General features: G+C 56.4%; 8 protein-coding genes. 2 read left to right on the top strand and 6 right to left on the bottom strand.

Going from position 1 to position 14288, the window contains the following annotated elements; genetic code table 11:
* Positions 1-86: 86 nt before the first annotated feature.
* On the top strand, positions 87-1583 hold the full coding sequence (alkA, locus tag M2407_RS11895) for a DNA-3-methyladenine glycosylase 2 (protein ID WP_259218203.1): 1497 nt from the start codon (positions 87-89) through the stop codon (positions 1581-1583).
* A 10-nt stretch (positions 1584-1593) separates the two neighbouring features.
* On the opposite strand, the gene M2407_RS11890 is transcribed toward alkA, so the two are convergent.
* From M2407_RS11890 to M2407_RS11875, 4 genes are all read right to left on the bottom strand, one after another.
* Positions 1594-1944, bottom strand: coding sequence for a DNA-binding protein (locus tag M2407_RS11890; RefSeq protein ID WP_115058292.1), 351 nt, complete (start codon positions 1942-1944; stop codon positions 1594-1596).
* Between the two features lie 212 nt (positions 1945-2156).
* The gene (locus M2407_RS11885; protein WP_201896104.1) at positions 2157-5498 is read right to left on the bottom strand and encodes a diguanylate cyclase; all 3342 of its coding nucleotides are present in this window, start codon (positions 5496-5498) and stop codon (positions 2157-2159) included.
* 164 nt (positions 5499-5662) lie between these two features.
* Positions 5663-7096, bottom strand: coding sequence for a magnesium transporter (gene mgtE, locus M2407_RS11880; RefSeq protein ID WP_020828083.1), 1434 nt, complete (start codon positions 7094-7096; stop codon positions 5663-5665).
* Positions 7097-7292: 196 nt separating this feature from the next.
* Positions 7293-7472 carry a YfgG family protein gene (locus M2407_RS11875; RefSeq protein WP_020828082.1) on the bottom strand — a complete coding sequence of 60 codons (180 nt, stop codon included), beginning with the start codon at positions 7470-7472 and terminating at the stop codon, positions 7293-7295.
* Between the two features lie 575 nt (positions 7473-8047).
* Between M2407_RS11875 and M2407_RS11870 the strand changes: the two genes are divergently transcribed.
* Positions 8048-10267 carry an EAL domain-containing protein gene (locus M2407_RS11870; RefSeq protein WP_240504899.1) on the top strand — a complete coding sequence of 740 codons (2220 nt, stop codon included), beginning with the start codon at positions 8048-8050 and terminating at the stop codon, positions 10265-10267.
* Between the two features lie 31 nt (positions 10268-10298).
* Here M2407_RS11870 and ppx read toward each other — a convergent pair whose 3' ends face one another.
* Positions 10299-11849 (bottom strand): exopolyphosphatase, encoded by a 1551-nt coding sequence (gene ppx, locus M2407_RS11865; RefSeq protein ID WP_128865056.1) that lies wholly within the window; start codon positions 11847-11849, stop codon positions 10299-10301.
* Positions 11850-11859: 10 nt separating this feature from the next.
* Positions 11860-13923 carry a polyphosphate kinase 1 gene (ppk1, locus tag M2407_RS11860; protein WP_020828079.1) on the bottom strand — a complete coding sequence of 688 codons (2064 nt, stop codon included), beginning with the start codon at positions 13921-13923 and terminating at the stop codon, positions 11860-11862.
* Positions 13924-14288: the final 365 nt, after the last annotated feature.

Raw genomic sequence — 14288 nt, 5'->3', positions numbered from 1 at the left:
CTGACGAAAAATTTAGCGGCGACGGCGCTAGCATGCTTAACTTAATGTCCGAATCCCGCACGTCAGCGCACCCATCGAGTCGCATAATGCACAAAAAACTGACCCCGAGTGTGGCTATGAAAAACCAACAGCAGGCGTTGTATGAAGCACTGAGTGCGCGCGATCGCAAATTTGACGGTCGCTTCTTCGTCGGCGTTTCGTCGACCGGTATTTATTGTCGCCCGGTGTGCAGCGCCCGTACGCCAAAAATTGAAAACTGCACCTTTTACCCAAGCGCGGCGGCGGCGGAACTGGCGGGGTTTCGCCCCTGCCTGAAGTGTCGGCCGGAATTGGCGCCGGGGTTGGCGTTGATCGATCTCGGTAATCGTTATGCTCAGGTGGCGGTGCAGTTGATTGAGCAGGGGTATCTGTCGGAGCACAGCTGCGAGCAACTGGCGACGCGGCTAGGCATTTCCGATCGCCACCTGCGGCGTATTTTTGCCGATCAGTTTGGCGCCTCGCCGATTGATTATGCCCAGTCGCACCGGCTGTTGCAGGCCAAACGCCTGCTGGCGGATACCGATATGCCGTTGAGTGAGGTGGCCTTTGCCGCCGGTTTCGGCAGCCTGCGGCGTTTTAACGAACTGTTCAAGGCGCGCTACCGGCTGATCCCCTCGGCACTGCGCAGCAGCAGCGGCCGTAACGAACGTACCGTCGCCAGCGGGCTGGTGTTTCATCTGGGCTATCGACCGCCCTATGACTGGTCGCGCATGCTGGGTTTTTTGCAAACCCGTGCGGTGAGCGGTGTGGAGCGGGTGGAGGGGCAACAGTACCTGCGGGCGATAGCCATCACTCAGGGCTGCATCGAATATCGTGGCTGGGTCAGCGTGCAGCCGGAAGAGGCGCATAATCGGGTACGGGTGGAAATTGCACCTTCCCTGAGCCGGGTGACGACGGAAGTGCTGCGCCGCACTCGCCAACTGTTTGATCTCGACGCCGCGCCGGACCTTATCGCTCAGGCATTGGGGCCGTTGGCTGCCGATGCGCCGGGCCTGCGGCTACCGGGCTGCGTCAACGCATTCGAACAGGCGACCCGCGCGGTGCTTGGGCAGTTGGTCAGCGTCAAAATGGCGGCGACTTTTGCTGGACGGATGGCTGAACTCTGGGGTACCCCGCTGGAACAGCCCTACGGTGGCATTACCCACGTCTTTCCCACTGCCGAACAGATTGCGCGATTACAGCCTGAGGCGCTGCGCCCCTTGGGCGTGCAACTGAAACGGGCGGCGGCGTTAATCGGTATTGCGCAGGCGGTTACCGAAGGGCGGTTGCAACTGGAGAACGTGCTGGATATTGAGCAGGGGATCAAGGCGCTGACTGCGCTACCGGGGATTGGCAGTTGGACCGCCAGCTACATCGCCATGCGAGCCTGGTCGTGGCCGGACGTGTTCCTGGCGGGGGATTATCTGATCAAACAGCGTTTTCCCGGCATGACGCCACGCCAGATTGAGCGCTATGCTGAAAGCTGGCGACCCTGGCGTTCCTACGCCACGCTGCATCTGTGGCATAACGATGGCTGGGCGCCGTCAACGGAGGCTGTCGGGTAGCGGCTACGGGCTAGTCTTTGGCAGCAATGCGCGTCAGCAGGCCGTCTATTCCTTCGCGCATCAGGAAGGCCAGTACCTTCTCGCGCTCGCTTTCACTCAGATGATGGTAATACTCAATCCACACCGCCAGCGGATCCTGGCGTTCAACCTGATATTCAGCAGGATCTTCTTGCAGTATCAGTAAGCTGCGCGCGCCGATCGGCAGGCTGTTGATGTGGTATTCCACCGCTTTGCCCTGCACGCCTTTGCGCCGGCGACTGATCCAGCCCTCGCGGCGGGCCATTAAATTGATGCCCTGTGGCGAGGAGGGCAGTCCTGCAATGCCGGTCAGCTCTCTGGCGGCAAACCACTCTTTTTTCATAGCCATTCATCCCTGAACAATTAGGTGTATTGAGAGAGGAAAAAATTAATTCGCATGCTGATTTCCGTATCCACGTGTTATGCAAGCGATTAACTTTGACCTGTTAGTTATACCACTAACCTCAGGCGGGCTAAGCAAAAAAAGCAGAATGGATGAGATGCGGCGGCGAGGCCGCCGCTCGAAAGGCAGGGGGATATTGCTGGGAATAGCGACTAGCGGATACCAAAGTAACCGCCGCTGAGCAGTTCCGTCAGCGATTGTTCCAGTGCGATGGCGTCGCCGTCCGACAGATCGATGCCAATCGCCTGCAGGGTGTTCAGCGTTATCTGCTGGTGTGCCGGGCCGGCCAGCGTTTGGGCGTGCACCCGATGCGTCGCCCCATTGAGCATCGACACCATCAGTTCGTCCATCTGGTTGCAGTGCACGTTGGTGATGAAGCGTTCGTCGACGCGGATATAGTCAATCTTTTGGCCATGCAACTCGTCAAAGGCGTTGAGGCTGTGCCCAAAACCGTTAACGATCAGCTTGCAGCCCCGTTGCTGCAACTGCTGGAGGAACGGCCTGCAAATGCCGGCGTGCTCCAGCACCACCGCATCATCGACCGCCAGCAGCAATGCCCCTGGTTGCAAGGGGGAGGCGTCCAGCGCTGTCAGCAGCTCGTCCTGGAAGCTGGCGTCCAGCAGACTGTCGGTTGTCAGCGGCAGCGCGATGGACAACCCCTTGCGGGCAATATCAGGGGCGCGCTGCGTCAAAATCTGCCCGATGATCCAGCGGTCAACCTCTTTCGTCAGATCGTATAGCCGGGCAGCGGAGATAAAATCGTCGCTCGCCAGCGCCTGACCGTCCTGATCCCTCACCTGCAGTTTCAACTGATAGAAACAGACCGCCAGCGGCGTTTTTGGCGGTGCGACCGCCCTGACATGCAGCAATAATTGCCCATCGTTGATGATGTCCGTCACTTCCTGACGCGTCAGCAGTTCATGCTGACGTTCCAGGATCATTTTTTGACGCGCCTCATAGAGATAAACCTGGCCACGTCCGCGATGCTTGGCGGTATAACAGGCAATATCCGCCTGCGCCAGCAGCTCGCTGCTCTTGCCGGCATCGGCATCAATACGGGTTACGCCTGCACTGGCGCCGACGTGGTAAATCTTCCCTTCCCAAAAGAACGGGTGCTGGCTGATGTGATTAACCAATTGCTGTATCAGCGACTGGGCCTGTTCCCGCGTGCAGTCGAACAGGATCAGCCCGAACTCATCGCCGCCAAGCCGGGCCAGACAGTCGCTGTTACGCAGATGGTGCCGCATCAACAGGGAAAGATCTTTCAACAGCGCGTCGCCCGCGGCGTGGCCGGCATTGTCATTGACCGCCTTGAAACGGTCGAGATCGAGGAACACCAGCGCGTGCTGCAGTCGTTTTTCAGTGGCGTTGGCGATAGCGGCCTTCAGGCGCTTTTCAAAACTGGTGCGATTGGGCAGCGTGGTCAGGGCATCGTGCGACGCGCTGTAACTCAACTTCTGCATCAGTTCGCGCGAGGCCGTGACATCCTGCAGTACCATCACCGCGCCCATGACGTTGCCGTCGATCGTTTTCAATGGTGATACCGACTGCTGGATGTCAAAACAGCGACCGTCGCGACCATGCAGCACCAGGGCATAGTCTGCGGACAGCTGCCGGTTTTCCTGCAGGCAGCACTGGATCGGGTTTTCTACCTCTTCGCCGTCTTTGCCGTTGGTCATTCGAACCACGCCGGCGACGGGCATGCCGATCGCCAGACTGAGCGGCCAGCCGCACATTTGTTCGGCCACCGGGTTCATAAAGGTAATGTGCATTTCGTCGTCGGTGGATATCACCGCTTCGCCGATCGCATCGAGCGTAATGTGCAGACGCTCTTTTTCTTCGTGCAGCGCTTCGGTCAGATTACGGACCTCCGTCATGTCGATATTGGTGCCGATCATGCGCAGCGGCAGACCCTGAGCGTCTAAAATAACGTTACCCTGGCCGCGGATATGCCGCACTTTTCCCTCGCGGGTGAGCAGTCGGAACTCCAGAACAAAGGGGCCCGGCCGCTTCAACAATGTGGCCATCTCACGGTCGGTGCGTTCACGATCTTCCGGTACCAGCAGCGTCCGCCATAGCGAAAACGTTGGCGTCTGGTCCGGGCTGAGGTCGTAAAGTTCAAACATACGCTTGTCCCAGGTAAGCTCTTCGCCGTGCATCATCCATTCCCAAACGCCGATGCCGCCCACTTTATTCGCCAGCGTAATGCGCTCCATCAGTCGATGGTTCTCTGCGGCCGTGCGTTTCAATTCGCTGATGTCTTCTACCTGCGAAATAAAATACAGCGGTAGCCCTTCGGCATCGCGCACCAGCGATACAGCCAGTAACGCCCAGACGTGCTCGCCGTCGCTGCGAATATAGCGTTTCTCCAGGGTGTAACTGCTGATATGCCCGTCGAGCAGATCGTGCAGCTGCGTCAGATCGGCGTTCAGATCGTCCGGGTGGGTGATTTCCTGGAAAGTCAGGCGCCGCAGAGCCTCCGGGGTATAGTCGAGCAGTTTGCACAACGCCTGATTGACCTGCAGCCATTTCCCCTGCGGCGACACCAGCGCCATGCCGATGGCCGAATATTCCAACGCATTACGAAAGCGAGTTTCACTCTCGACGATATGCTGTTTCTCCACCCGGAAGGCGTGCATCACCATGGCCATCGAGTGCGCCGGGATCAAAATCAACAGGATCGGCAGGTAAATCTCGATATCGCTGAACGGACCGGTGGGCGCATGAAAATGCAGCAACCCGATGGAAATCATCACGGTGATCATCAGCGTGGTGCAAAAGCAGATGACGAAAGCCTCGAGCCGCGGCAGCGCGATTGCCGCCCACAGCAGCGGCAGAATGACGAAGGTGAACGGAAAGGGCAGGTAGCTCAGCGCCAGATAGCTGAAGGTCAGCGCGACTATCAACGTTAGCAGCAGAGTGTACAGATTCAGCGTATCCAGCATGCGACGGCGATAGACCAGCCCGATGGGCGTCAGCGACAGGACGCCAATAGCTTCTGAAATAAACCAGGTACTGAAGGGGTGCCAGAAAGGGTGCCCCGGGGCGGGAACCCACCAGGCGGCCAGCAGGGCGCTGAACAAAGGGGTGAATATCACCGCGCAGACGACAAATTTAAGCCAACTGGCCAGGCTGTTCAGCGGATCGTCCTGCAGCAGCATGCGGCGCAACAGCAGGGTGCAAACCACGGCTTCCAGCAGGTTGATCAGTGTCAGTTTTACCGGGAACCAGCTAAAGCCGAACAGCGTGAAGCTGGCGGCCACGATGCCAACCCCGCATGCCAGCAGCGGTAACCCCCATTGGCGTGGCGAGTGGCGAAACAGCACGGCAATAATGGCGGCAGTGGGGAACCACAGCGGGGTAAAGTGGCTGGATTCGTTCGACAGCGTCAGGCACAGCAATGCCAGTAAAAATACCGCCATCGCCGCCAGCAGGCTGTGCGTAAACAAGGCGCCCTGACGCGTGATGAGATGATTCGGTGCGCTGATATCCATAGACAACCCTTAACTCTGGCATCTGTCACTGAACGAGGTCATGACGCGAATGAGATGGAAAGTTTATTGGCAAAGGGTAGTACAGCGCGGCAATAAAACCCACTGAATCAGACAGCTTTAGTGAGCAAACGCAAAAGCCGGCGCGGGGCCGGCCTTCTGGAGGTTTAAAGCAGGAACAAGGTGGCCAGCCCGAGGAAGATAAAGAAGCCGCCGGTATCGGTCAGAGCGGTGATCAATACGCTGGAACCTACCGCCGGATCGCGCCCCAGTTTGAGCATGGTCATCGGGATCACCACCCCCATCAGCGCGGCTACCAGCAGGTTGAGGATCATCGCCAGCGTCATGACGCCGCCCATCGCCCAGTCGCCGTACAGCAGCCAGGTCACGACTCCCATGATGCCGCCCCAGACCACGCCGTTGATAATGGCCACCCCCAGTTCTCTGAACATCAGGCGGGAAATGTTGCCGACCTCAATTTGGTGCAGTGCCAGCGCGCGTACGATCATGGTGATGGTCTGATTACCGGTATTGCCGCCGATCCCCGCGACGATCGGCATTAACGCCGCCAGTGCCACCAGTTGTGAAATGGTGTGTTCGAACAGGCCGATGACGCGCGAGGCGATAAACGCGGTACACAGGTTGATGGCCAGCCATGCCCAACGGGTTTTCACCGCCTTGCTGACCGGGGCAAACACATCTTCTTCCGGGCTTAAGCCCCCCATGCGGCGCAGGTTACTGTCGCTTTCTTCATTGACCACATCGACGATTTCTTCGATGGTCAAACGGCCCATCAGCTTGCCCTTGGCGTCGACCACCGGGGCGCTGATCAGGTCATAACGTTCGAATGCGCTGGCTGCCGCTTCGGCCTTGTCATCCGGCTGGAAGCTGGTAGGGTCGCTGTCCATCACCGTCTGGACCAGGGTTTCCGGGTCATTAAGCAGCACGGCGGTGAGCGGCAGTTCGCCCAGCAGAGTATTTTTACGATCGGTGACGAAGAGCTTGTCGGTGGCTTCCGGGATGGTTTTGCGCAGGCGCAAGAAGCGATGTACGGCACCGATAGTGACGTCGGGGCGTACCGTGACCAGTTCAAAATCCATCATCCAGCCGACGGTGTCCTTGCCGTAGTGGATCATCTCGCGCACCTGTGCGCGTTGATCCGGCTCCATGGAGGTCAACAGGCGTCCCATCAGGTTACGCGGCAGGTATTGTGCCAAATAGGCCTGTTCATCGACGTCCAGCGTCTTGATCGCTTTGAGCAGGTCCTTGTCGCTCATCTCTTCGATCAGGCTGTCCCACACGGGCTCGGCAACTTCCACCAGCGTTTGACCGCGTTTGGCGTTCCCCACCAGCCGCCACAGTGCCAGTCGCTCGTCTTGGGGCAGCGCTTCCAGCAGGTCCGCGAGGTCAGCGGCGTGCATGTCGTCCAGCAGGCCGGTGATTTCTGCAGTCTGGTTTAGCAGCTCGCTTTTGCTGAGGGCGTTCTCATCCCCTGGCCGGCCGAGAATGCCATCGACCAGATCTTTGTTGTTTAACAGCAGAGAAAGAATGCGCTGGCGGTACTCAGCGACTTTTTTAACGTTATGTGTTGCAGCTGACATGGTCTTCCTTACTGGCACTCAGTGATCCTTAAGACCCACTCTGGACTAGATAGAGCATAGTGAATGCAGGCGTCATTTTTATGAAATGGGAGCAGTTGCTGAGGAATAAGTAAGGGGTCTGGCGCGCCGAGATACTGGCCGACGGCAGGCTGCTTAACTATTCGCAAGCCCTGCGGGATAACTTGAATCTGTGAGTTCAGGGAGTAGTGTCCCGGTTTTCGTCGCTCATCTCAGTGGTGCTTTGCTGAGGGGCGAGTTTTTTTTCCTGATGGTGGGGCACCGCGACGACCGCGGCATACAGCAGACGGCCGACTAAAATGATAAAGCTGACAAACAGCACTATTTTGGTCATCTGTCCGGTGGATTTTCTACGCATATATCACCCGGCATGCCGGTTTCCTGTGTTATGCCCGCCATCTTTCACGCTGGCCGTGCTGCGGCCACTTGAAATTTATAGAGATATTGAACGCTGATGCAGGCCCATAGAGTGTAAACGGAATTCTAGCCATTGATGACAAATATTGTCTATACCCGTCATACTTGAAGCTGCATCTTTGTTGGCTTTCCTCACTCACCCCAGTCACTTACTAGTGTAAGCTTCTGGGGATTCGCTGCGTTGCCGCCTCGATGCAACTCCAATTATTTAGAGTATATATTTCCGGGCAGCAAAACCCGGTATCTCGCCGCTGTTTAGCTTAAGTTTGGCTTTATCTGTCGGATCAGCAGCTTAAGATGAGGCAAAAAATAGGCTTACACATTTTTACCCAACTTTTCCTCTTTGGTTGATCGGAGTCAAGCCTCACCCCCGCCCGGCGCCTAAAATTTCCGCCATTCTCCTGTCGCATATGATACTTTCAGCTTGCCTCATGAATGGATAGAGGTACGAAAAGGAACCTGCCTTGTTACCCGAACGCGTGAATGGAATTACGCCCTGACGGACTCGTTATTTTTATGATCAAGCCAACATTCTGGAAGCATTTACGCGAGCGCTGGTGGGGGTGTCCCCTCCTCTGGAGCCTGTTATTGATCCCGTTCGCCGGTTGGCTATCGCCGCGGATAATGCTGCCTGAAGGCAAAGTCTATCTGCTCTATCTACCGCTCACCGCCTGTATTGCGCTGTTGATGGTCTACGACTGGCGGGCGCTGCCGGGTATTGCCCTCGCCATCATGCTGCGTTACGCCCACCGGCTGGGGCTGGAAAGTGGCTTGCTGGTGACGCTGCTGTACCTGTCTTGCCTGAGCCTGTGTTGGCTGGGGTATCGCAGGCAAACGCAACGCCGTTGGTGTGCGGCCCCGGGTGGCGCGGCGCTGGTGAAGGAGCGGCTAATCTGGCTGGTGGTGCTACCGGCATTGCTGTTTGTCTTCGGCCTGAAACTGCTGGTCGCCTTTGCCCGGTTGCCCGACGAACTCGGGATGATGCCCGGCGATAACAGCTACCTGATGGCACTGGTTAATTTTCAAGCGCTGTTGCTGGGCTGTCTCTCCGCCATGCCCTTGCTCTACATCATGTTGCGCATCTTGAATAAACCCCGTTTTGCCCTGACGCTCTGGCGACGCTTTGGTCGTGAAATGGCGCCAAACGTCGATAAAAAAGAGCTGTCGCTGTGGCTGTTGGTGCTGGTGGGGATGGTGGCGGTGCTGTCCCATCACGCTAAAGAGGCCATTCCCCTGTTGCTCGGGGGGTACGGATTGGTCTTACTGCTGCCGGTAATGCTCTACGGTGCGATGCGTTTTGGCTATCAATTCAACTGCCTTATCTGGTCTGCCACTCTGTTGGTGCTGTTTTTTCATTATCCCGGCGCTTCACAACCCGACAACCTGTTGCATAACCTGGCGGTCATCTCTTCGATGATGGTGGTGTTCACCCTGTGCATTTTCCTGATGTCGGCGCTCAATACTCACCAACGGTTAAGCCATGCCAGGGCACAAAGCGCCTCGCTACAAGATCCGGTAATTGGCCTGCCGAACCTGCGTGCCCTCAAGCGTGATCTGGCTCAGTCTCCGCCTTCAACCCTGTGTTTCCTGCGCGTCAGCGAACTGGATTTGCTGAGCCGTAACTATGGCATGCAGCTTCGTATTCGTTTCAAACAGCAACTGGCGGCGCTGCTGCATCAGGTATTGGCCCCCGGTGAAGGGGTTTATCATCTGCCGGGCTATGACTTGTTGCTGCGAGTGGATGCGGACAATAGCGAAGAAAAGGTCGAAGCGATTTACCGCGCATTGGAAAAATTCCGCCTGATCTGGAACGGTTTGCCGCTGCACCCCCCGCTGGGGTTAGGGTATTGCAGCGTGCTGCCCGATTTTGAACACCTCTACCAGTTGCTGGGGGAGCTTAGCGCGTTGGCGGAAGTGTCTCTGACCAGCGGTAAGCCGGAGAATGTGCAGAGCAGCGGTAATTTGGTGCAGGATGAAGTCAAACGCAAGGTGGCGCTCTTGCATGGGGTACAACGTTCGTTGGATAACGACGGCTTTATCTTGATGGCGCAGCCGATAGTGGGCCTGCGAGGTGATCGTTATTATGAGATTCTGCTGCGTATGCGCGACGATCAGGGGAACACAGTATCGCCGAATGATTTTCTGCCGGTGGCACATGAGTTTGGCCTGGCTTATCGGCTGGATCTGTGGGTCCTGCGCAATACGTTGAAGTTTATGGACCAGCACCGTATTGCGCTGCCCAGCGCGCGCTTTGCGGTGAACTTGTCGCCTTCTTCGCTGTGCCGTCCAATGCTCAGCCAGGATGTAGACAACCTGTTACAGCGGTACCGAATTGAGCCATATCAACTGACGTTGGAAGTGACCGAGTCGCATCTGCTGCAGAATACGGATTACGCCGGCGCCAATCTGCAGGCGCTGCGCGAGATGGGGTGCCGCATTGCTCTGGATGACTTCGGCACCGGTTATGCCGGTTACGATCGGCTCAAGATGTTGCCGGTTGATATGCTGAAAATCGACGGCAGCTTTGTACGTGACATGCTGACCAGCGCGGTGGATTTCCAGGTGATTGCGTCTATTTGTAAAGTCGCGCGAATGAAGCGCTTGACCATTGTGGCGGAATACGTAGAAAGCCTGGAGCAGTTGGTCGCGTTGAAAGGGGTGGGCGTAGACTATATGCAGGGGTATTTCGTCGGCGAACCGCAACCCTTGGCGACGTTGCTATCAGAACAGAATTGATTGTCGCCCCCGCAGTACGGGGGCGACAGACTCAGGCCGAGCGCTGCTCGTCTTGCGAACCTTCCTCTTCGCAAATCAGTTTCCAGCCCACGACGTCGTTCCAATAGGCCTGTTCACGTTCGAGATCCAGTTGCACCAGGTTGTTCAGCGCCAGATAACCGGTCGGGAAGCGCAGCGTCCAGTGGTTATCGTCGGTGCTCAGGCGCAGCGTTTCCGGCGTGGTGGTCGACTGGCGCTGGTTGTTGAGCAGGGTACTCAGACGCAACAGTTGGATCAGCGGCAGGTAATGCTTTTTCTTGAACAGGTTCAGGCGCGGCAATTCTTCCAGCTTGATACCCTTGCGATGGAAGCGTACCAGCGCCGACAGCAGCAACTGCTGCTCCTGGTTGAAGCCCGGCAGGTTGGTGTTTTGCAGAATGTAGGCCGAGTGGCGATGCATGCCGCTGTGGTTGATGCTCAACCCCACCTCGTGCAACATCGCTGCCCATTTCAGCAAGGCTTCCAACTGCGGGTTCGCCAGCTTGGTATTTTGCGCCATCCACTGCGCATACAATAGCTCAGTGGTATCCAGCACCCGTTTGGCCTGCTCGCGGTCGATATTGTAGTGATCGGCCAGGCTCTTGGCGGTGCGGCTGCGAATGTCCTGATGACGGAAACGGCCCTCCATCTCATACAGCACGCCTTCGCGCAGCGCACCGTCGGAAAGGCGCAGGTCGCGGATCGCCAACGCATCGAACACGCCGCACAGGATTGCCAACCCCGGCACAAACACCGACTGGCGGTCTTCCGACAGCCCCGGCAGGCTCATTGCGCTGAAATTTTTAAACTGCAGCACCTGTTCCGCCATCATTTCCAGCCGCTCGAGGGTGATCAGGCCATCTTTTTCGCCCATTGCCACCAGCACTTCGTGCGCGGCCTTGATGGTGCCCGACGCGCCCAGAGCATATTGCCAGCCCTGAATGCGGTACTGCCAGGCCAGCGTTTCCAGCTTCTGTGCCGCCGCCAGGCGTGCGCGTTTGAAGTTGTTTTTGCTGATTTCCCCGCCCGGGAAGAACTGTTGGGCGAAGCTGACGCAGCCCATGCGGCGGCTTTCCGCCAGCAGGGGTTCAAAATCTTCGCCGATCACCAGTTCGGTAGAACCGCCACCGATGTCGATCACCAGCTTGCGACCTTTTTCCGGTTGGGTATGTTCCACACCCATAAAGATCAGGCGCGCCTCTTCCTGCCCGGCGATGATTTCGATCGGGTAGGGGATCACTTTGGCTGCGCGCTTGAGGAATACCTCGGCGTTCACCGCCTGGCGCAAGGTGTGGGTACCGACGATGGTGACGTTATCCGCCGGGAAGCCTTGCAGCCGTTCGGCGAAAAGCGCCAGGCAGGCCAGGCCGCGTTCTATTGCCTCTTCACTGAGCACATTGTTGCTGTCCAATCCATCGGCGAGGTGGACCCGCTGTTTTAAACGCCCCAATACCTGTAAGGCGCCATTGACGACGCGGGCAATCACCATGTGGAAGCTGTTCGACCCGAGGTCGATGGCAGCGATTTCCTGCGGTTTGTTCGTTGCAGTGCTTTTTAGCGGCATAGTTGCTGGCCTACTGTCCTGGTTGTTCCAGAGCTTTTAAATACTCGTAAATGGCAACCTGAGAACGGACTTTGCGGCGGTTGCCGCGCGGCACGTACTGGTTGCTCAGTTCTTTATCGAGGTAACGCGCCTTGACCGTGTCGCTGAACAGGATTTCCAGAATATCCAGAACCCGTTGTTTCAGCGTTGGATCCAGCAGCGAGACCGCGACTTCGATGCGGTAATCTATGTTACGGGTCATCCAGTCGGCAGAGGACAGATAAACCAGTTTGTCACCTTTGTTTTCGAAAACGTAAACCCGATCGTGTTCCAGATAGCGGTCGACGATGCTGATTATCTGAATATTGTCACTGATCCCCGGCAGGTTGGGAATCAAAGAACACATCCCGCGCACCAACAGGCGGATTTTTACGCCGGCGCCGGAGGCGGTATATAACCGATCTACCAGCCCTTTATCCACCAGATTGTTGATTTTCAGCATAATGCCGGCCGGAAGCCCGGCTTCGGCGTTGGCAATTTCGTTGTCGATCAACTCATACAGTTTCAGACGCGAGTTCTGCGGCGACACCATCAGGTTGTCGAAGGTGACCGGCCGGTACGGGTTTTCGATAAAGTTGAACACCCGGCGTACTTCGTTGGTGATGCGCGAATCGGCGGTCAGCAATGAATAGTCGGTGTAAATGCGCGCGGTTTTCTCGTTAAAGTTACCGGTGCCGATATGAGCATAGCGCACAATCTCGTCGCCTTCACGGCGTGAGATCAGGAACAGTTTGGCGTGAATTTTCAAGCCAGGCGCGGAGAAAATAACGTGCACCCCGGCTTCCGTCAGGCGCTTGGCCCAGTGGATATTGGCCTCTTCATCAAAGCGCGCCTGCAGTTCCACCACCACCGTGACTTTTTTGCCGTTATGGGCGGCGTGGATCATCGATTCGATGATGCGCGAGTCTTTTGCCACGCGGTAAATATTGATTTTGATCGCCAGCACGCTGGGGTCGAACGACGCCTGGCGCACCAACTCCAGCACGTGTTCAAAGGTGTGGTACGGGTAGTAAAGCAGCACGTCGTGCTCGCGAATGGCGTCAAACCCGTTGCGGAATTTTTCGAACCAGGTATGGCGCAGGCGCGGCAGCGGTTTGTTGACCAGGTTGGCCTTGCCGACGTTCGGAAAACCGATGAAGTCTTTGAAGTTATGGTAACGGCCGCCGGCAATGACCGAATCATAGTTGGAAATACCGAGCTTGCCGCGCAGCAGTTCCACCATTTCATTGGGCATGTCGCGCTGATAAACAAAGCGCACCGGCTCTGCAGTCAGGCGCTGCTTCAGGCTGGAAGACATCAGTTCCAGCAGGCTGGATTCCATCTCGGTAACCAGATCGTATTCCGCATCGCGGGTCATTTTCATCGAATAGGCGTTGAGCGCGTCGTAATCGAAGAAGCCCTTGAAGATGTCGTCCAGGCAGTAGCGAAGAATGTTATCCAGCAGGATCATCGGCTTGCGGCGACGAGGGGCTTCCGGCGGCAGGTTGACGAAGCGCGGTACCTTGTCGGAGGGGATCTCCAGCAGCGCGTAATCGATGCGCGTACCGCGGATAATCTCCACCGCCAGATAGGTGTAATCGTCTTTCAGGAACTGCACCAGGTTGGTTTCATTGTTGATCAGGATCGGCGTGATGTGCTGGCGCAGATGCTGTTTAAAGTATTGCCGCAGCCAGATTTGCTGGTTTTCCGACACCTGGCGTTCGTTGATCAGGAAGATCTGGTTGCGTGCCATTTCCAGCAGCAAATCGTTATACAGGCTGTCGAATTCTTGATCGGTTTTTAATACCTTGGCCTGGATCTTTTTCAGCAGATGGCGTGAAGCGCCGCCAGAGCCCTGTTCTTCGCTGATCAGAATGCGTCGTTTGAGATCGGCAAAGCGGACCTTATAGAACTCGTCAAGGTTATTGGAATAAATGCCCAGAAAACGCATGCGCTCAATCAGGGGATTGCTCTTATCTGCGGCTTCCTGCAACACGCGTTCATTAAAGGATAACCAGCTTAGTTCTTTTTCGATGTAGAGCTTTTCCTGACCCATTGCCACTCCAGTTCAATTTTAGAAAAGGATCCGGGACGCAGCGCCCGGATGCCGCTCTAGTGTCCTTCATCATTATTGCGAGAGATTGACAGGAAAGTCCAACATATCCATTACCTTGGGGCGAGGCATTTTAAGGCGTAAAAATATTCTCTGCGGCGTCCGGGGCGTTGAACATGTCGGAGCAATATAAAATGAAGACAATAATGCTAAATATCTCTACAGATGATCGGCTTAACCATCATTTTTCAGCAATATATAGGGTTAATAATGCTAATGAATAGCGTTAAATTCGATAATGGCGGCAGGCAACTTTGTCATGCAAACGTCACAAAACTGACATAAGATGCCCGGTTATTCTATGGCGC

It is taken from the genome of Serratia sp. BIGb0234 (genome assembly GCF_024809915.1).
GTDB lineage: Bacteria > Pseudomonadota > Gammaproteobacteria > Enterobacterales > Enterobacteriaceae > Serratia > Serratia liquefaciens.
The sequence above is the reverse complement of the archived record's forward strand: the minus strand, read 5'-3'. Positions and strand labels throughout refer to the sequence as shown.